Source organism: Microlunatus endophyticus, from assembly GCF_014646195.1.
Lineage (GTDB): Bacteria > Actinomycetota > Actinomycetes > Propionibacteriales > Propionibacteriaceae > Microlunatus > Microlunatus endophyticus.
In genome coordinates this window covers 247,087-265,558 of sequence record NZ_BMMZ01000002.1, presented here as the reverse complement: position 1 = coordinate 265,558, position 18,472 = coordinate 247,087, and the positions used below count along the sequence as shown (strand labels likewise).

Here is an 18,472-nt window from a genome sequence, read left to right as displayed (position 1 = left end):
GGCCAACATCCGGCCCCGACCGCCGTACTCTACCCAGGAACGCCCGCAAACCCAGCTTCGGGCGCGCCTGGCTGCGCTCATTGCCGGTGATTCACAGCCAATCATTCAGTGCCAACCGTTCAGTCGACCGTCCCGAACAGGTCCGGCCCCGTGTCGGCCCCGGCCCGGGCCGCCGAACCGGGCCGCGGAGTCAGGCCGAGGTGTCGCCAACCGGCATCGGTTGCCACCCGGCCGCGCGGCGTACGCATCAGGAAGCCGAGTCGGACCAGGAACGGCTCGGCCACTTCTTCAACCGTCTCGGCCTCTTCGCCGACCGAGATCGCCAGCGTGCCCAGGCCGACGGGTCCGCCGCCGAACCGGGTACAGATCGACTCCAGCACCGATCGGTCGAGTCGGTCAAGCCCCAGCGCGTCCACCTCGTACAGATCCAGCGCCGCACGCGCGATGTCGGCGGTGATCCGGCCGTCCGCCCGGACCTGCGCATAGTCGCGGACCCGGCGCAGCAACCGGTTGGCGATCCGGGGCGTGCCGCGGGACCGGCCGGCGATCTCGCTCGCGCCGGCCGGCTCCAGCTCGGCGCCGATCAGCTGGGCCGACCGGTTGACGATGTGCTCCAGGTCCGACGGGTCGTAGAAGTCCAGCTGTGCGGTGAAGCCGAACCGATCCCGCAACGGGCCCGGCAGCAGACCGGACCGGGTGGTGGCGCCGACGAGGGTGAACCGCGGGATGTCCAGCGGGATCGCGGTGGCGCCCGGACCTTTGCCAACCACCACGTCGACCCGGAAGTCCTCCATCGCCAGATAGAGCATCTCCTCCGCCGGGCGGGACATCCGGTGTATCTCGTCGAGGAAGAAGACCTCGCCCTCGGTCAGCCCGGACAGGATCGCGGCCAGATCGCCGGCGTGCTGGATCGCCGGGCCGCTGGAGATCCGCAGCGGCGCGCCGAGCTCGGCGGCGATGATGCCGGCCAGGGTCGTCTTGCCCAGGCCGGGCGGGCCGGACAGCAGGACATGGTCGGGCACCGCTCCTCGGGCCGTGGCGGCCTCCAGCACCAGGCCGAGCTGGTCGCGTACCCGCGGCTGGCCTTCGAAGTCCGCCAGCCGGGTCGGGCGCAAGGCCGACTCGGCGGCCGACTCCCCCGGCTCTGCTTCGGGATCGACAAGATCGATCCCGGGATCGAATCGGTGCTCGAAGCCGGGGTCGTCGCGCAGGTCGTCGGGTTCAGCCATCGCGACCATCATCGCCGATCCCGCCGACAGCGCTGCACGCACACGCCCGCAAGCCCGGCATCGACCGTGGTCAGCCGCGCATAGCGACGCCTTGACGCCAGTAGCCCATGAAGGCAACCTGCCGGCGATCCATGCCGAGCTCCTTGACCAGATAGCGCCGCAGGGCGGTGACCATGCCGGATTCGCCGGCAACCCAGGCGTAGCTTCCGCCGGTCGGGCCGAGGTACTCGCCGGAGGACGCATCGAGTTGCTCGCCGGACGATGAATACACCGGGGTTTCCCAGAGGTCTGGATCGACACGATCCGGGCCCACCTGATCCGGGCCCACCTGATCCGGTCCGGCCTGATCCGGTCCGGCCTGAATCACTGGCGGCGAACCAGCGCCGAGCACCCGGGCCACCTCGGCGATCGACCGGGAGCCGATCGGAGCCTGATCGCGGACGCACCACCGGACGTCCACGCCGGCTGGTGCCCGCACCTCCTGGACATCGTCGGCCTGCGGCACCTCCAGCACAGCGGTGCCGACGGCGTGCGCCGGAAGCGACTCCAGGATCGAGGCAACGGCCGGGACCGCGGTCTCGTCGCCGACCAACAGCAACCGGTCGGCATCGGCGGGCGGAGCCCACTCGATCCCACCGCCGGACTCCCCCTTGCGTGGGACGACGACCAGCACCTCGTCGCCCGGCCCCGCCTCGCAGGCCCAGTCCGATCCGGGGCCGTGCGCACCGGGGTGCACCACGAAGTCGACCACGAAGCCCGGCTCGGCTCCCGGAGCCGCATCAGCGACACTGCGGATGGTGTAGGTCCGCATCGAGCAGCGCTGGTCGTCATCCAGGGCCTGGAAATCCTGCCACCAGGCGTCAGGACGCAGCTCGGGCAGCCGGCCGGACGGACCGGGGAAGATGATCTTGATCCGTTGGTCGTACGTCGGCCCGTCGACCCCGAACTCGGACAGTTCGCTGCCGGCCAGCTCGACCCGTGCGAACGACGACGACAGCCGTCGCACCGAACGGACGGCGACCCGTGCGATCAGAAACATGGTCAGCTCTCTTTCGGATTTCTGCCGCGATGGCGGCCGATCGGCACCACCAGCGGAGTGTTCGAGACCGGGTCGGGTACGACCCGGCAGTCCAGGCCGAAGACACTGCGGACCAGGTCCTCGGTGACGATCTCGTCGGGCGCTCCCTCGGCGACCACGACACCGTCCCGCATGGCGATCAGATGATCCGCATAACGGGCGGCCAGATTCAGGTCGTGCAGGACCATCAGGATCGTGCGCCCGGCGCGCAGGTCAGCGAGCAGGTCCAACAACTCGATCTGGTGGGCCACATCGAGGAAGGTGGTCGGCTCGTCCAACAGCAACAGGTCGGTCTGCTGGGCCAGCGTCATCGCCACCCAGACCCGCTGCCGCTGACCGCCCGACAATTCGTCGACCACCCGATCGGTGAGGTCAACGGTCCCGGTCAGCTCCAGGGCCCGGGCGACCGCCTCGTCGTCGGTACGGCTCCAGCGGCTCAGCACGCCACGGTGCGGCTGCCGGCCGCGACCGACCAGATCCGCCACCGTGATTCCCTCGGGGGCGACCGGTGACTGCGGCATCAGTCCCAATGTCCTGGCCACCTGGACGGTGTGCATCAGATGGACCGCCTTGCCGTCCAGCACGACCTGGCCCGAGGTCGGCCGGAGCAGTCGGGCCATGCCGCGCAACAGCGTCGACTTCCCACAGCCGTTCGGTCCGACGATCACGGTGACGGCGTGGTCCGGGATGCCGGTCGTCACCTGGTCGACCACCGGCCGGCCGCCGTAGCCGAGCGTGACCGACTCTGCCATCAGTCTCACGAAACTCTCCTTCCGGTGCGGCCCGCAGCGAGCATCCACAACAAGAACGGAGCGCCGAACGCCCCGGTGACAACGCCGACCGGCAGGTTGACGTCGGCGATCGCGTACGCTCCCAGGTAGTCGCTGGCGACCATCGCGACCGCGCCCACCAGTGCGGAGCCGACCAGCGTCGTACGGCCGGCATTCAGGGCGCGGGCGATCGGTCCGGCGGCAAAGGCGACGAACGCGACCGGGCCGGCTGCTGCGACGCCGAAGGCGATCAGCAGGACGGCCAGCAACAGCAGGAATTCCGACGACCAGCGCCCGGCCCCGAGCGCGGTGGCCAGATCAGGCCCGAGTTCGAGGGCGCGCCGGGCCCGCAGCGTGCCGGCGACCAGCGGCAGCAGCACGGCCAGGCAGGCGACGAGAACCGCGATGGTCTGCCAGTCGGCCGCCTCGAGGCTGCCGATCATCCAGTGCAGGGCGAGTTGGGCGTCGTACTCGTCGGCCCGGGTGAAGAGATATTGGATCACCGCAAGCAGCGCGGCATCGGCGGTGACACCCACCAGGACCAGCCGGTAGCCCGAGGTGCTGCCCGCTATGAATCGGATCGCGAGCGCCGTCGCCAGTGCGCCGATGATCCCGGCGAGCGAGAGTGCCGGCCCCGAGATGCCCAGCACGACGATGCCGAAGACGGCGGCAGTGCTCGCCCCGGTGCTGACGCCGAGCAGGTCGGGGCTGGCGAGCGGGTTGCGCAGCGTGCTCTGGAAGATCGCGCCGGAGGTCCCGAACGCCACGCCGACCAGCAGACCGAGGACAGCCCGGGGCAGCTTGCTCTCCATCAGGATGAAGCTCGCGCCGGGGATCTGCCGGCCGCCCAGGATCCGGAAGAAGTCGGGCAGGCTGATCAGATAGTCGCCGCCGAGCACGCGCAGGCCGAACGCGACGACGAGCGCGAGTGCCAACGGGACCAGGACGAGCAGCAGCCGTCGTCGCTGCCGGGTGCGCGCTGCCCGGACAGTCAGGACTGCAGCCTCGGCACCGAGCTGCCGCTCGGAGCGTCCGGTCATCTCCTCGGTCACCACGTTCACAGGCCGGCCAGCCGACCGCGGCGCAGGAACCAGGCGAACACCGGCACGCCGACCACAGCGGTCATGATCCCGACCTGGACCTCGGTCGGCGGCAGCACCACCCGGCCCACGACGTCGGCGACCAGGATCAGCACGGCGCCGAAACCGGCGGAGAGCGGTAGCACCCGACGGTGGGCGCTACCGGTCACCGCGCGGGCGGCGTGCGGGACGACCAATCCGACGAAGGCGATCGGACCCGCGAGCGCGGTCGCCCCTCCGGCGAGCAACACCACCGCGAGTCCGATCAGGATGCGGTCCCGGATCAGCCGGCGACCGAGCGCGGTCGCCAGGTCGTCACCGAGAGCCAGCGAGTCAAGGGTCTTGGCACCAGCGAGGGCCAGGACCGCGCCGATCGCGAGGAACGGCAACCCGATCAGCACCACCTGCCAGGACCGGCCGCCGATCGTGCCCACCTGCCAGGACCGGAAGACGTCGAAGGTCTGCTTGTCCCCCAGCAGCACGCCACTGGTCCAGCTGGTCACCCCGGCCGAGACCGCCGCGCCGGCCAGTACCAGCTTCATCGGCGTCGCGCCGTCGCGGCCGAGCGAGGCGACCGCGTACACGACGATCCCGGCGACCGCAGCACCGGCGAACGCGAACCAGACATAGCCGATCAATGACCCGATGCCGAGCACCGCGACGGCGAAGACCATCGCCAGCGAAGCGCCGGCGCTGACCCCCAGCAGGCCGGGATCGGCCAGCGGGTTACGGGTCAGCCCCTGCATGCAGGCGCCGGCGAGGCCAAGTGCCGCGCCGACCATCAGGCCCAGCACCGTACGCGGCAGCCGGGCCTGCAGGATCGCCTGGTTGTCGCTGCCGTGGGCGAAGAAGGCGGTCGGCGAGACGAGCTGCGACCCGACCAGGACCGACGCCGCCACCGCCAGGACGACGACCAGCAGCAGGATCGGGACCAACCGGCGCGCCTGCGGCAGTGCGATCCTCACTCGCCCTCGACCGCCTGCGCGATCTTGGGCACGAAGTGGTCCAGCGCGTACGGGATCGCCAGCGGGGTCGGGACGCTCGCCGCCTCAGCGGGGATGTTGTCGGTCGAGGCGAACATGTGGCCGGACTTGATCGCCGGGATCTGGCCGATCAGCTTGTCGTCGGTGAAGGTCTTGGCATCCGAGGCCTTGACGGCGTACGTGATCAGGACGTCGGACTTCAGCTCCGCCGCCCGTTCGGCCGAGATCTGACCGTAGAACGTCCGCTTGGGTGCGATCTTGGTGATGATCGGCGCGTTCTTCATCCCGATCGAGGTCAGGAACATGGGCCGGGCGTCGATCGGTGTGTAGTACGAGATCGAGGACATGTCGGTCGTCGCCAGCGCCGCGAAGATGAAGGTCTTGCCCTGGATCTGCGGGAATCGCTGCTTGGCGGCCGTGAGGGTCGCCTCGGTCTGCTCTTCGATGCGCTTGCCCTCGGCGACCTTGCCTACTGCCTTGGCGTCCATCTCCAGGGACTGCTGCCAAGTCGTGGTCCACGGATCGCCCGGGAAGGCGACAACCGGGGCGATCTTGGACAGCTTGTCGTACTGCTGCTTGGTGATACCGGAGTTCGTCGCCAGGATCAGGTCCGGGGTCAGCTTGGCGATCTCGTCGACGGGGATCGAATCGGTCTGATCGACCTGCGCCGGCTGCTGGGCGCCGAGTTGGGAGAGCTTGGTGTCGAACCACGGCGTGGTGCCGTGGGCGTTGCCGCCCCAGGTGACCTTGCCGATGCCGACCGGGATCACGCCGAGGGCGAGCAGGTTGTCCGGGTCGTTGACGCCGATCGCAACGATCCTCGTGGGCTGCTTGTCGATCGTGGTCGAGCCGAAGTGGTGCTTGATCGTGACCGGGAACGCCGCCGGGTCGGCGCTCGCGCCCTGCGACGGATGGGCCGACGAGCCGGACTGGCTGCCTCCTGCGGGTCCGGTGGTGCATCCGGAGACGATGCCGGCCAGCGCCAGCACGGCGGCGACCAGGACGAGGGCGGAACGACGGATCACAGCGGCAGCCTTTGCGGGTTAGGTAACACTTACTTAGGTCAGCCTAACGGCAATTGCCCGATCTGCGAAAGCCGCCCCGACCGTACGCTGCCGAGCGGACCACCGAACTCGCGACAACACGAGTTACCCGACCCGGAACCGCCTATCGGACCATTGAACTCGCGACAACTCGACTTCCGCGGTCGGCGTACGGGTCAGCCATGGGACCGCAGGACGGCGAACCCGGCGCCCGGCGAGCCCGGATCGAAACCGTGCTCGATCAACCAGCGGGCCACACTCAGGCTGCGCACCGACCACCAGGAGCGGATCACGTCAAGATCAACGTCATCGCCATAGCCGGCGAGCAGATCACCCAGGCATTCCTCGTGGCGAGGGTGAGGATCGCCAGGTCGTACATCGGATCACCGGACCCGGCCTCGGACCAGTCGAGGATGCTGGTGACCTGATCAACCGACGGATCGCCGACGGACCCTCCGTGGAAGGCATAGGCACCGGAGCCAATGCCATCACCTCGATCTCGTCCACGATCGTCATTCTGGCCGGGATGCACCGGTGCGACTACTGGTGCGGAGGTATCTCGACGAGCCGGAACCAGCGGCCGCGGGGATTGAGCCGGGCCCAGACCGGCAGGAAATGCGGATCGCTGACGTGGCCGTCGAATTCGACCTCGGCGACGCCCCGACCGGCGAACACATCGAGGGCCCGCCGGACACATGCCTCGACCAGCCTCTCCCCCTCCGGCTCGTCGCGGACAACGGTTTCGGCAGTGATCACCGGCGGCTCGACGTCGTTGTACGCCATCGCGACCGCCCTGATCCGCCCCGAGGCGTCGACGGCGACCGAGGTGGCATCCAGGTCAAGATCATCTTCCAGGCCTTCGTTGAGTGCCTCGGCAAAGCCCTCCGCGACCGGACTCCACGACGCGTGGATCCATTCGTACGTCGCGGCATTGGCTTCCAGTAGGCGCGACCACGGCACCTCGCGGCCCGGAACGACGGCATCGTACGGCCGCAACGCGAAGCGTCCCACGACGTCGATCAGCGCCGGCGGTACGACCTGGACCGTCGTCGCACCCAGCGCGTCGGCGAACGCCAACCGCTCCTCGTCGACGTAGCCGCGGGTCATGAAGGCAAGATCATCCTTGCGCAGTCCTGACAGGTGAGCGAAGAGTGCAGTGCCGATCCCCTCGCGGCGCCTTGAGGGATCGACGACGAGGTCGATCCAGTAGCGATCCCCGTGCACCCGCGAGGTCCAGATCATCCCCGCCGCGACCACTTCCAGGCCTTCGACGGCTACTGCCGACCGGGTGTGATCATCCCGCCACCGGTCCGGCCGCAACTCGACCTGCCTCATCCACTCGCTGGTCGACAGGTCCTCTTGGCGGAGCTCACGAAACTGCACAGGTCATGATCGCATCCACGGATCGGTCAGGTCGGGTTGCGGTCGGAGCCCGCAACCCTATGCTGTGCGGCACCATCCGAACCGCAGGAGCCCGATGTGCAGCACCATGAGGACAGCATCGCCAGGTACGTCCGCCGGATCCGCGAGATCGACGGCGTCCGCGGGGTCATCGTGCATGGCTCGGTCACCAACCGCAACGAACGTCCGGACTCCGATGTCGATCTGTTCCTGTTGCTGACCGACGAGGCTTTTGACGATCACGTGCGCCAGGGACGGCTCAGCTACGTCGACCGCGAGGGAATCAGCTACGAGGGCGGCTACTACGACATCAAGGTGATCAACACGGAGTACCTCCGCGCCGCGGCGGACCATGGCGACGATCCGACCCGCGCCTCGTTCCTGAACGCCAGGGTGGCCTGGTCGCGTGCTGATGATCTTGAAGAGCTGGTGGCGGCGATACCGAAGCTCTCGCCGGCTGAGTGGGACCGCCGGATGGCCTCGTTCATCGCTCAGGTTCGACTGCAGGGCGGCTATTTCCTCAAACAGGCGGACCAGCTGGACAACACCTTCCTGCTGCACCATGCCGCGGTTCATCTGATCGGCGCCGGCGGTCGGGCCCTGCTGGCGCTGAATCAAACCCTGTATCAGGGACAGAAGTATCTCGAGCAGACCTTGGCATCACTTCCCCGGATCCCGGATGGGTACCAAGATCACGCCACGGCTGTGCTCGATCATCCCAGCGCGGCGGCCGGCGCCGCCTACTGCGAACTGCTGGAGGCGTACCACCCGTGGCCGTTGAAGCAGGAAAGGACACTGTCCACCTTCGTTGAGCAGAACGAGCTCGGCTGGTTGACCGGAGTCATTCCACCCGAATACTGCTGATGATCATCACCAGGTGTTGCCGCTGCGATCGTTCGTGCCGCGCTGCAAACCTCGGCGGTTGCAGATGGCGCGGACGAAGTGAACGTAACGACTGGGTCAACAAAATCGCTCTCGGGCCCCGGCCGACCTAGTCTTCTTGTGTGGCCACGCGACGGTTACTCAGAGTGCTGGTCGCAGTGGTGTTCGTAGCGTGGTCGGCAGCTCTGACGGCGAACTGGTGGCAGACGGCCCAGCATCTTGACCGGGCGGTGGCCTGGTAGCCGAGGACAGGCCAGACCGACCAGACGCTGATCGTCCTGGGTTACGTGCTGGTCGCAGAGCTGGTGTGGTTCGGGCTCCTGTCGGCCGTCGCAGGCAGTGCCACTGGTGCCGGATTCGGCATGGTTGCTGCCGTCGCCTGGTGGGGTCTGCGCTACCTCGGGCGTATCGGCGACGGATTCGCCGGCTGGTTCCTCGGCAGCAGAGTCGCGTTGATCGAGGTCAAGCTCTGGCAGCCGGGCATCTACTCCTGGGACGGCCCGTTGGCCGTGCTCTATTACGGTGAGCGGTTCCGAGGCGGCAGCGTCGAGCTCTCCACGGCAGCCAGCCTGTGCCGCGCGCAGCTGGGACCCGACGTCGATGTCCGGGCCTGGATCGTGGTGGTGCCCGGCGGCGAGTCGGACCGACACACCTACGTCCTGGACAACACCGGGGCACCCGAAGGGATCAATCTGTGTAGGACGGATGACCTCGACACCGTCCGCGAGTGGCTCGCGGACGCCCGGAACGAGATCGACCCCGCCCTCATTCAGACCCTTGTCAGCGCGCACAAGCTCCATCTGGCGAGCACCAAGCCGGCACCGGGCGCGGCGCACCATCGAAATCGTGTCAAGGTACTTCCGGGCCATTCCGCCTCCAGGGCACCGGAAAGGTGACGGCGTTTCGCCTGGTCACAGCGATATTCCTTGAGTGGAGCTCAGCGGACTCGAGCCCCGGACCTTCGCATTGCGAACGATTCAGCAGCGCGTCGTCCGCCTCCCATTCGCCGGACTCCAGCCAGCTGATCTCCAGTCCGTAGCCTGGTGATCATGAATCTCCGAGCGGCGCGCATCATGACGTCGATGTTCCTTACACGTGACGACAAGGTGCTGCTCCTGTATCGGATGGGGTCCTCAGCTGTCCCGGACTCCTGGGTCGGCATCGGTGGTCATGTCGAGCCGGAGGAGATCCGGGATCCTACCGCGGCGATGCTTCGCGAGTTGGAGGAAGAGATCGGGCTCACCGCCGACGACACCACCGGACCCAGACTGCGTTACGTTTCCCTACGAGACACCGGCCACGAACTGCGGTTCACTTACTACTTCACGGCTGGCCTCCTGCCGACGGCGACCCTGCCCACGGTTTGTACTGAGGGCGAGCTGCGGTGGTTCGATCTCAACACCGCCGCCATACGGAAGTTGGACATGCCGCCCACTGCCAGCGTTGCGCTCAACCACTGGCTGGACGAAGGACGTCGCGACGACCTCCTCCGCTCCATCGTCATGACGTCCGACGGTCCACGAGTCCTACCGCTGGCAGCTTCCTAGCGTTCGTCGCCGAGTGCGGCCTCCCCTGCGCCGAGCCTTCCAAGATCGCGAGCCGGTGCATGATCAGTCGCGGACTGAGCGTACGAACTCGGTCTTGCCCTCGGTGTAGGCGACGCGATCGGCAAGCAGCAAAGGGGCCAGCGCCTTCTTGAGCGTCGCATATTCCGTTCGTGCGCGCTCCTCTGATCAGGAGACATCGCCCGACATCACCGACCTCGATCAGCAGCGCCATACGGGTAGTCGGTCCAGCGGTGACATCTGGCAATAGCGTCGAAGATCTCCACCAGAAGCGGATATCCGCCATCGCCGTTGGTCAGAACGACGGCGCCCGCACGGTCGCTCCGATGGGCCAGCAAGTGGCACCGGAAGCCGGCGTTACCGCCACTGTGTCCGACGTAGTCGACTCCATGCGGAGTGACCCGGACGAACGGACCGATGCCCATGGCATTCAGCCCGCCCACCTTGACCTCCTCGTCGGTCGGAGTCTGTGGGGTGAGCATCTGGTCGAATGTCTCCGGCTTGAGGATTTGCTGATCATCGCTGGACCTGCCAGCATCATTCAGCCACTGGACGTAGCGCGCCAAGTCCCCTGCCGTGGTCCACAGTCCCGCGGCCGCCTGCTCGGGATACACGTGCCAATCGCCTTTGATCGCGGCACCGCTCTCATCGTGTCCAACCGCGGCCTCCGATCGCATTTCATCATCGGGCGGCTGTCGGTACGAGCTGTGAACCATCCCGAACGGCTCGAGGACCAGACGGGCGACAAGATCGTGGAACGGCTCCCCGGTCACCTCTTCCAGCACCAGCTGCATGATCACCGTGCCGCCGCCGGAGTAGCGGAACTGCTCACCTGGCACACACTCGACTCGCACCGGCCCCGTGTTTGCCGGCGCCGCCCCGTCCAGGATCTCGATCAAGCTCGGCGCCTGATCGAACCGTCCGTAGCCCGGGAACCCCGAGACACCGAGGCCGGCCGAATGGCTGGCCAGTTGCCGAAGGGTCACGCTGCCCAGAGACGACGCGGGTAACTGCCAGGATCTGAGGTAGGTATTGACGTCGCGATCGAGATCCAGAACTCCGGCGTCCACAAGGCGCAGCATTGCCAGACTCGCCAGTGGCTTGCTGATGGATGCCGCCTGAAACCGGGAGGTCGAAGTGACCGGCTCGGGACTCTCCGCGGACCGGACGCCGACGGCAAACTCGTGCACCTGATCGCCCGTGATCACCGCACCAGCGACGCCTGGGACGTGGCAGCGTCGCATCTGCTCCTGTAACGAGAAATGGTCAACCATGGGCACGGGCCAATCATGCCCTCCCTTCAGCTCTCGTCGCCGCTCCACCAGTCCTGCGTCTCGCGGATCCACTGCGCCTCACGTGCGAATGCCTGCAGCGCACCGTCCGCGGCGAAGCGATTCCAGGGATGCAGTCCCCGGGCAGCCAACTCCTCGGTGTCCCGCCGCTCGGCATCGATCACCTCGATCGCGGCTCTCACCACCGCCATCGGCGGGAAGTCACCGCCGTACGCGTCGCAGAGAACGCGTAATCGTGATCGGAGATCGAGCCGAGCGTCGAGGCCGTACTGCTCCCGTCGCCCCTCGGACTGCAACGGAACCAGTTGCCAGGCAAGGTAGGCAAGATCATCGACCCGCCGTCCAGGTCTCGCGAAGTCCCAGTCGATCAGGCCGACCACGCAGCCATCGACCCAGGTGGTGTTGAACGGGCTGAAGTCGCCGTGGCGGATGATCTCTCCGGGTCCGGCCAGCGGGTTGCGCCACTCAGCTCCTGGCGGCGGACTGAAGTCACTGACTGCTTCGTGGTAGCGGCGGAGCAGCCGCCCAAGCTGCGCGACGCCATCATCGCCACGGAGGACCGGAGGCCAGGCGGTCCACGGCATGGACTCCCCTGGCAGATAGGTCAGGATCTCCCGACCATGATCATCGATCCCGAGCACGCGAGGCGATTCCGGAAAACCGGCTCGCTCGAGATGCCGAAGCAAGGCGTGGACGGAGAGGGTCCACGCTCCCGTCGTACGACGCACGGTGTCGCCGACGCGGACGACCGCGTTGACGAAACCGCCCGTCAGCAGAATTTCATGATCATCGTGTTCGTGATCAGGGGCTGACGTCGAGTGGTCTGAGCTGGACAAGAAACACCTTCGTGAGCAGGAACAGATGCCTCGCCCGTCCTGCGGGCGAGGTCGCAGGTTTAGCTGCTCACGAGGTCATGACTCCATCCTGCCACCTGGCGACCCAGCGAGCAACGGCAAACGAAGGACACCGGGCCGGTCCACGACGGTGTAGCGTACGGCTCACAACAGCAGAGCTTCGTGTTCAGGGATTGAGGCGGGCGTCCTGAGGAGACGTCTGCCCATGATCAGATCATCCCGCCGGCCTGCCCGCCCGACCCGACGCAACCTCAACCGGTTGTGGTTCGCGCAGTCGACATCGCTGGTCGGACTCCAGACGGGCTCGGTCGCGGTTCCCTTGCTGGCCGTCGATGTGCTGCACGCCGACGCGTCGCAGGTCGCCCTGATCGGGACCGTGTCGAGTCTCCCCTGGCTGGTCGCACCCTTGATCGGAACGATCGCCGACCGCACGCGGCGCAAGCGTCTCCTCGTGACGTCCCACCTCGGCCGGGCCGGGCTGTGGCTGACGATCCCGGCCGCGTACGCGATCGGGAGGTTGACGATGCAGCAGGTCTGGATCGTCTCCGCGTTGGCCGGCCTACTGGGCGTCGTCTTCGCTGTCGGCCACCGAGCCTTCCTGCCGACGATCTTGGCGGCGGAAGACCTCGGCGCGGCCAATGGCCGGATGGGCGGCACGGACGCTGCAGCGCGGGCAACCGGGCCGGCGCTCGCGGGCTATCTGACGCAGTTCGTCGGCGCGATCTGGTCCGTTGTGGTCCAGGTGGCGGCATCCGTGCTCGCCGGCATCGCGACGGTCGGCATCCGACCCGACCAGCCGGGATCGTACGAGCCCGACGATGATCACAGGATCTCGACGCGGACGACTTGGTGGCGCGGCATCGTCGACGGATTCCGGTGCGTCTACGAGATCAAGCCGCTGCGTTGGCTCGCGATCGTCGAGACCGGATATCTGTTCTTCTTCGATCTCGTCTTCGCGATCGTGGTCGTCTTCTTCAGGAACACGCTCGGCCTGGGCGCCGCCGCGATCGGGGTGATCTTCTCCGCGGGGAGCCTCGGCGGCGTCCTCGCAGCTCTGATGACGAACCGGATCCGAGTGCGCATCGGCCTCGATCGCTCGATCAAGATCACTGCGATTCTTCGCGGTGTTGCGATCGCCGTGTTTCCGCTCAGCCTCTTGGTGCCCGGCCACATCGGCGTCATCGCGGTGCTCGTCGGTGGTCGGGGCGTCAATGCCTGCGCGTGGAGCGTCTATGAGGTCCTCAGCGATACCTACCAGCAGACCAGGCTGCCCGAGGAGAAACGCGGCAGCGCTATCGCCGCGATCCTCTGGGCCGGCAACCTGGCCGCGACGGTCGGCTCAGCTGGTGCGGCTGCGCTCGCGACGACACTCGATCCGACCGCTCTGCTCTCCGCCGCGGGAGTCGGTGCTGTCGTGGCAGGATGCCTCAGTCTCATGATCAGCACAGGTGCCCCGGACGGTCCGGCAACACCCCGTCTGCGCCGGACCCACCGTGATCGGCTTGGATAGCGGCATGCCGACCGAACTCATCCTGATCCGCCACGGCCAGTCCCACGCCAATGTCAATCCGATCGTCGCCGGCATGCGGGGTGATCGCGGTCTGACCGATGTCGGTCGCCGACAGGCCGAACTCGTACGCGACCGGTTGCGGGCCGAGGAACTGACGGCCCACGCCCTCTACGCCAGCACACTTCCCCGTGCGCAGGAGACCGCGCGCTATGTCGCGGATGCGCTCGGGTTGCCGATCAAGGACGACGACGGTCTCCAAGAGGTACGCGTGGGCGAGGCAGACGGGATGTCCAACGACGAGTGGGCCGCCCGGTGGCCGGGGCTGCGGCAGGGCCTGTCAGCCAATCCCTTCCAGGAATTCGCGCCGGGCGGCGAGAGTTGGGCCGCGTTCCTGATCCGCGCGGGAGCTGCGCTGACCTCACTCGTCGAGCGGCATCCGGACGAGCGGGTGGTGGCCGTGACCCACGGCGGTGTGATCAATGCATCGTTCTCGCTGGCGTTCGGACTCGGGCCGACGTCTCCGCGGGTGCGGATCGGACCGGAGAACACCAGCATCAATCGCTGGATCCACGACCCGGAGCCGCACCAGCCTCGCTGGACCTTGGTGGGATTCAACGATGCCCGTCACCTAGCGACCCTCGCCGGGTGATCGGAATGTCGGCAGCCGGCCCCAGTCAAGATCGGCCAGGCTGACGCCGGATTCGCTGAAGGTCACCGTGTCCGTCCTCCCGGACTGAACGAACCGGACTTGCCGCAGGCCATGCGAATCGGTCCAGACGTCAAGGACCAGACGCAGCAGGTCGTCGAACTGGTCGCGTTGCGGGGTGGCCAACCCCACGGCCGAGCCGGCCGATGCGTCCGCGAGGCTCGCGGTCAGCGTGAAGTGTCTCCACTGCTCCCCCGCGATCAACTCCGTGCCGAGATCCTCGGCGCCGGTCGTCCCTTTGATCAGATCGACCAGCCACAGCGGCGTACCGACGCCCGCCGCGGATGCCGACAACCCGGACACGGCACGGCCCGATCGCCCGCTCCACTCCTGACCGCCGATCTGCAGCACGGCGTACGATCCGTAGTCGATCATGGACCGCCGGCCTGCGAAGTCGACGAATCCTCTGGCGGTCCGATTCCGGAAGTCGGTGTCCTGGGTGGCCAGCCGCAGGAGCGGCCTGCCGACCGCCTTCCAGGCGATCCGCCCCGCCCCGATGATGGTGCGCCACGCGGGATTGGGAATCTGGTCGATGGAGAACCCGTCGCCCCAGTGGAACTGCGTGGCACCAAGGATCCGCGCGGATCCCGCGGAGACCAGGCGCTCGCGTGCGGCCTTGATCTCGGCAGCCTCGTCAGCCATCTCGTACGCCCCCTTTGCCGACCACCTCGAGTCTATGGATTGGAGCTCCTATCCGTCTGTAGCGGAAAGCGTGAGTGATCAACGCACCGATCCCGGCTTCGTACGCGAGCAGTACAGATCGGAGGCCGGCCTCAGTGCCCGCGCCTCGATCCGGCCACTCGACGCCCGACGTGCTGACAACGCGGGCAGTTGACGGTTGAGAGTCCCGACCGGCCTGCGCTCAGCCCGGCCGGCGCGCTCGCAATCGACTCAATTGACCGGATGGACGAGATCCCAGAGATCGCGATAGAAGCGGATCCGATCGTGGTCCGGTTCGATGCCGTACGACTCGAGATACAAATCTGCCCAACCCGGTCCATAGTTCCATTCCGTGCTCCAGGTGGCGACCGCGAGATCGGCCCAACGGTCAGCTACGCCAAGATCACCGAGATCGACATGTCCGACGAAGGTGCCGTCGTCGGCGATCAAGGTGTTCGGGACACAGGCGTCCCCATGGCAGACGACGAGCCTGTCCGGATCCGGGATGTTCTCCGACAGCCTCCGATCCCCGAGCTTGGACGGATGGATCTGCTGCCGACGAGCTTCGACTGACCAGTCGTACGGGCACTCATCGACCGGCAGACGGTCGTGCAACCGTCGCAGTCCGAAACCCGCCACCCGCACCGCGGTGCCGGGATCGGCCTTCCACCGTGATGAGATCGCCGATTCGCCGGGGATTCCTGCTGTCACGAGCCACGCGCCGGAGTCGTCCGCCCCGTACTCGACCACTTCGGGCACTGCAACGAACTTCCCCGCCCAAGCCAGGCGGCGCGCTTCGCCCTCAAGACTTCCGGACACAGGTCCGGGCCGCCACTTCACGTATCGGACGGACGCTCCGTGGATCCGAAACGTCACGCCCTGGTCGCCGCTCAACCACACCGGCTCCACTTCGCCACCGCGAGCGACGGAGCGCACAGCCACCGGGACCACGACGTCCGTGTCGGCGAACCTGCTGTCTGCCATGAGCCCATGAAAACACGTCGTGCCGTGATCGGCTGCTGCGACAATCAGACCATGACCCGGCCATTGTCGACAGAAGAGTTCGACGCGTTCATCGATGGGCTGGACTACCCGCTCTTCGTCGTCACGACAACTGATGGCGAAAAGCGCGGCGGCTGCCTGGTCGGATTTGCGACCCAGACAAGCATCGACCCACCGCGGCTGTTGATCTGTCTGTCGGAGGCGAACCACACCCGTCGGGTCGCCGCCGGCGCGACTGTCCTCGCCGTCCACGTGATGGGCTCGGATGATCACGCGGCAGCTGAGCTGTTCGGCGGTACGACCGGTGACGAGGTGGACAAGTTCGCCCGGGTGCGCTGGCATCCCGGACCAGACGGTGTTCCGTTGCTCGACGATCTACCGCGACGGATGGTCGGCGGGATCCTCAAGCCACTGCCACTGGGTGATCATGTCGGATTCCTGCTGGAGCCGATCGCTGAGGAGGTCGAGGAGGGCGAAACGGACATCCTGACGCTGCACGACATCGACGACGTCGAGCCGGGTCATCCGGCCTGACCTCGGGCGGCACAGGTCCCGGTGCAAGTCGATGGCCGGTTATCCCATGACAGCTTCATCTGGCGGGTGGATCGTGCCTTGTGAGCCATGGTCGGGTTGATCACGATCTGCTCGCGATTCGCTGTCTGCGCTGACGATCCGACGCAGGAAAGGAAACAATCCTGCTGTGAGACACAAGCTTGCGTTGGCTCTCATCCTTCCGATCCTGATGGCCTGCGGCGCCAACTCAGTAGCCGGCCAAGACACTTTGTCGGGTGCGTCCTGCGTGGGACCGTACCTCGATGATCAGCCACGCGTCGGAGGTCGTTTCGGTGCCTCATCCCCGACCGTGCATCCTGGTGACTCGATCACGGTCTACGGCCACTGGTATGCGAAATCCTGCAACGACAGCGGCGGCCATGATCCGATCCAGCCCTTGCCATCAGTACGACTGACTCTCACGCTCCCCGACGGCCGCGTCCAGCACCTGGATCGCTACACACCAACCGGACCGGACTTCGGATTCGCCGCGACCGTACGCATCCCGCCGAAGACCGCAGCGGGAACGGCGGTCGTCCGCGACGATCGCGATCCGGTTCGGGCGACGTTCACGTTCACCATAGGCAGCGCGTAGCGGGACCTTGCGAACCAGCCGTGACGTCTTCGATCAAGCGATCGAATCGACTTCTCATCTGTGGGCAGAATGACATCATGACCGAGCCCGACGACCCCGATCCGTTCGGAGATCGCGAGGTCATGCAGGTCGGGCCCCGCCGCCGGACGCCGCTGGTGATCGCGGTCTGCGTGATCGTTGTCCTGGCAGGAATCGGCCTCTGGCATTCTGTCCAAAAGGGGGAGGTCCCGCTGCCAGAACCAACGGCCGCCAGCTCGCCTCCCGCGGCCGATCCGACCGATGCTCCGAGCCAACAGTCGCGTCTGGACTTCGACATCGACCTGTCCTGGCTACATACTCCGACCGACTACAGCCTGGTCGTTCACGCTGGCGGCGCCGTCTATCGGATCGCGGCCCGTACGGGCCATGTCGAGAAGGTGTGGATCCCCCGGCTCGCCACCGACTCGGCCAACGATCCCGGCGCTGTAGTGCCGAGCGGCTCCAGCGTTCTGGTCCTCGCGACGGGTAGCAGGACGGTCTACGTCGTGCCTGACGGCAGCGGTTCCGCCAGCAGTTTCACGACCGCGGGCACTGACCTGCTGCCGGGCCCCGACTCCCGACACGTCTGGGTGCGCCAAGACGCAACGCATCTGGTGCTGGTGGGCCTCGACGGGACGCGGACCCGTACGACGCTGACCTTGCCCAGCGACATCGTCGGCATGCCCCAATCCGATCGCAGTGGGTACGTCGTCGTCCAGACGGATGACGGCGTGTACGACGTCCGGCCAGACGGCCGCACCCGGGTGGCACCCGGGCGTCTGGTGGCGTCAGGCTCGACGAGCTTGTTGATCACGAGTTGCCGACGAGTGGACTCCTGTAGCGCAGCCGTCTACGGCCGCGATCTCAAGCGAGTCCGAACCGTACAGCTGCACGAGGAGACGCCGGCCTCGAGCGGGTACGGCGTGGTCTCCCCCGACGGTCGCTACGCCGCATTGGCCGATGCGTCAGACCCTTCCGAGAATCCGGTCACGCTGGTCGACCTCACCACCGGAACATCGCGGCGACTGTCGGCTGCCGTGGGTTGGCAGGTCCTGGCACCGGGCAGCGGCCAGCTCGTCTTTTCGCCGGACGGCAGATGGCTGTTCGTGATCGACCGGAACGGAAATCTCACGGCGGTCGACGTCCGGTGCGCAGCGAGCGGGGCCTGCCTGAAGTCCCGCACCTTGGCCGAATTCGGCACCCTCCAACAGGTGGCCGTACGGCCCTGACGCCGAAGGAGTTGCAGGTAGTCG

20 protein-coding genes are annotated in these 18,472 nt (G+C 67.1%); 8 read left to right on the top strand and 12 right to left on the bottom strand.

The genetic code is table 11. From position 1 onward, the window contains the following. Positions 1-119: 119 nt before the first annotated feature. The 8 genes from ruvB to IEY07_RS04900 all read right to left on the bottom strand — a co-directional run bounded on the left by ruvB (position 120) and on the right by IEY07_RS04900 (position 7,565). Positions 120-1,229 carry a Holliday junction branch migration DNA helicase RuvB gene (ruvB, locus tag IEY07_RS04935; protein WP_188894061.1) on the bottom strand — a complete coding sequence of 370 codons (1,110 nt, stop codon included), beginning with the start codon at positions 1,227-1,229 and terminating at the stop codon, positions 120-122. 70 nt (positions 1,230-1,299) lie between these two features. Beyond that, a complete protein-coding gene (locus IEY07_RS04930; RefSeq protein WP_188894060.1) occupies positions 1,300-2,268 on the bottom strand; it encodes a siderophore-interacting protein in 969 nt (322 codons plus the stop codon). 2 nt (positions 2,269-2,270) lie between these two features. Continuing rightward, positions 2,271-3,059, bottom strand: coding sequence for an ABC transporter ATP-binding protein (locus tag IEY07_RS04925; RefSeq protein ID WP_188894428.1), 789 nt, complete (start codon positions 3,057-3,059; stop codon positions 2,271-2,273). Between the two features lie 5 nt (positions 3,060-3,064). Continuing rightward, positions 3,065-4,138, bottom strand: coding sequence for a FecCD family ABC transporter permease (locus tag IEY07_RS04920; RefSeq protein ID WP_229669722.1), 1,074 nt, complete (start codon positions 4,136-4,138; stop codon positions 3,065-3,067). Then, positions 4,135-5,121 (bottom strand): FecCD family ABC transporter permease, encoded by a 987-nt coding sequence (locus IEY07_RS04915; RefSeq protein ID WP_229669721.1) that lies wholly within the window; start codon positions 5,119-5,121, stop codon positions 4,135-4,137. The genes IEY07_RS04920 and IEY07_RS04915 overlap by 4 nt, the downstream gene beginning before the upstream one ends. Next, entirely contained in the window at positions 5,118-6,164 is a 1,047-nt protein-coding gene (locus tag IEY07_RS04910) for an iron-siderophore ABC transporter substrate-binding protein (protein WP_188894059.1), read from the bottom strand. Before IEY07_RS04910 ends, IEY07_RS04915 begins: the two co-directional genes overlap by 4 nt. A 307-nt stretch (positions 6,165-6,471) precedes the next feature. Then, positions 6,472-6,714 carry a phosphotransferase gene (locus IEY07_RS24015; protein ID WP_229669720.1) on the bottom strand — a complete coding sequence of 81 codons (243 nt, stop codon included), beginning with the start codon at positions 6,712-6,714 and terminating at the stop codon, positions 6,472-6,474. A gap of 8 nt (positions 6,715-6,722) precedes the next feature. Further along, positions 6,723-7,565 (bottom strand): GNAT family N-acetyltransferase, encoded by an 843-nt coding sequence (locus IEY07_RS04900; protein ID WP_188894058.1) that lies wholly within the window; start codon positions 7,563-7,565, stop codon positions 6,723-6,725. Positions 7,566-7,661: 96 nt separating this feature from the next. Between IEY07_RS04900 and IEY07_RS04895 the strand changes: the two genes are divergently transcribed. The 3 genes from IEY07_RS04895 to IEY07_RS04885 all read left to right on the top strand — a co-directional run bounded on the left by IEY07_RS04895 (position 7,662) and on the right by IEY07_RS04885 (position 10,012). Then, the gene (locus IEY07_RS04895; protein ID WP_188894057.1) at positions 7,662-8,447 is read left to right on the top strand and encodes a nucleotidyltransferase domain-containing protein; all 786 of its coding nucleotides are present in this window, start codon (positions 7,662-7,664) and stop codon (positions 8,445-8,447) included. 305 nt (positions 8,448-8,752) lie between these two features. Beyond that, positions 8,753-9,361, top strand: coding sequence for a hypothetical protein (locus IEY07_RS04890; RefSeq protein ID WP_188894056.1), 609 nt, complete (start codon positions 8,753-8,755; stop codon positions 9,359-9,361). 186 nt (positions 9,362-9,547) lie between these two features. Then, positions 9,548-10,012 (top strand): NUDIX domain-containing protein, encoded by a 465-nt coding sequence (locus IEY07_RS04885; RefSeq protein WP_188894055.1) that lies wholly within the window; start codon positions 9,548-9,550, stop codon positions 10,010-10,012. Between the two features lie 206 nt (positions 10,013-10,218). On the opposite strand, the gene IEY07_RS04875 is transcribed toward IEY07_RS04885, so the two are convergent. Together IEY07_RS04875 and IEY07_RS04870 are read right to left on the bottom strand one after the other, a co-directional pair. Beyond that, the gene (locus tag IEY07_RS04875) at positions 10,219-11,304 is read right to left on the bottom strand and encodes a serine hydrolase domain-containing protein (RefSeq protein ID WP_229669795.1); all 1,086 of its coding nucleotides are present in this window, start codon (positions 11,302-11,304) and stop codon (positions 10,219-10,221) included. A 26-nt stretch (positions 11,305-11,330) separates the two neighbouring features. Beyond that, positions 11,331-12,158, bottom strand: a complete 828-nt coding sequence (locus IEY07_RS04870; protein ID WP_188894053.1) for an aminoglycoside phosphotransferase family protein — start codon at positions 12,156-12,158, stop codon at positions 11,331-11,333. Between the two features lie 223 nt (positions 12,159-12,381). Here IEY07_RS04870 and IEY07_RS04865 point away from each other — a divergent pair, with 223 nt between their 5' ends. Next, on the top strand, positions 12,382-13,686 hold the full coding sequence (locus tag IEY07_RS04865; protein ID WP_188894052.1) for an MFS transporter: 1,305 nt from the start codon (positions 12,382-12,384) through the stop codon (positions 13,684-13,686). Positions 13,687-13,690: 4 nt separating this feature from the next. Continuing rightward, positions 13,691-14,335: a histidine phosphatase family protein gene (locus IEY07_RS04860; RefSeq protein ID WP_188894051.1), complete on the top strand. Its 645-nt coding sequence runs from the start codon at positions 13,691-13,693 to the stop codon at positions 14,333-14,335. On the opposite strand, the gene IEY07_RS04855 is transcribed toward IEY07_RS04860, so the two are convergent. Continuing rightward, a complete protein-coding gene (locus IEY07_RS04855; RefSeq protein WP_188894050.1) occupies positions 14,315-15,034 on the bottom strand; it encodes a hypothetical protein in 720 nt (239 codons plus the stop codon). The genes IEY07_RS04860 and IEY07_RS04855 overlap by 21 nt on opposite strands. A gap of 249 nt (positions 15,035-15,283) precedes the next feature. Next, on the bottom strand, positions 15,284-16,036 hold the full coding sequence (locus tag IEY07_RS04850) for an aminoglycoside 3'-phosphotransferase (RefSeq protein ID WP_188894049.1): 753 nt from the start codon (positions 16,034-16,036) through the stop codon (positions 15,284-15,286). Between the two features lie 51 nt (positions 16,037-16,087). Between IEY07_RS04850 and IEY07_RS04845 the strand changes: the two genes are divergently transcribed. From IEY07_RS04845 to IEY07_RS04835, 3 genes are all read left to right on the top strand, one after another. Next, positions 16,088-16,588, top strand: a complete 501-nt coding sequence (locus tag IEY07_RS04845; protein ID WP_188894048.1) for a flavin reductase family protein — start codon at positions 16,088-16,090, stop codon at positions 16,586-16,588. Positions 16,589-16,754: 166 nt separating this feature from the next. Next, on the top strand, positions 16,755-17,201 hold the full coding sequence (locus IEY07_RS04840) for a hypothetical protein (RefSeq protein WP_188894047.1): 447 nt from the start codon (positions 16,755-16,757) through the stop codon (positions 17,199-17,201). A 77-nt stretch (positions 17,202-17,278) separates the two neighbouring features. Beyond that, positions 17,279-18,448: a hypothetical protein gene (locus IEY07_RS04835; RefSeq protein WP_188894046.1), complete on the top strand. Its 1,170-nt coding sequence runs from the start codon at positions 17,279-17,281 to the stop codon at positions 18,446-18,448. Positions 18,449-18,472 lie beyond the last annotated feature (24 nt).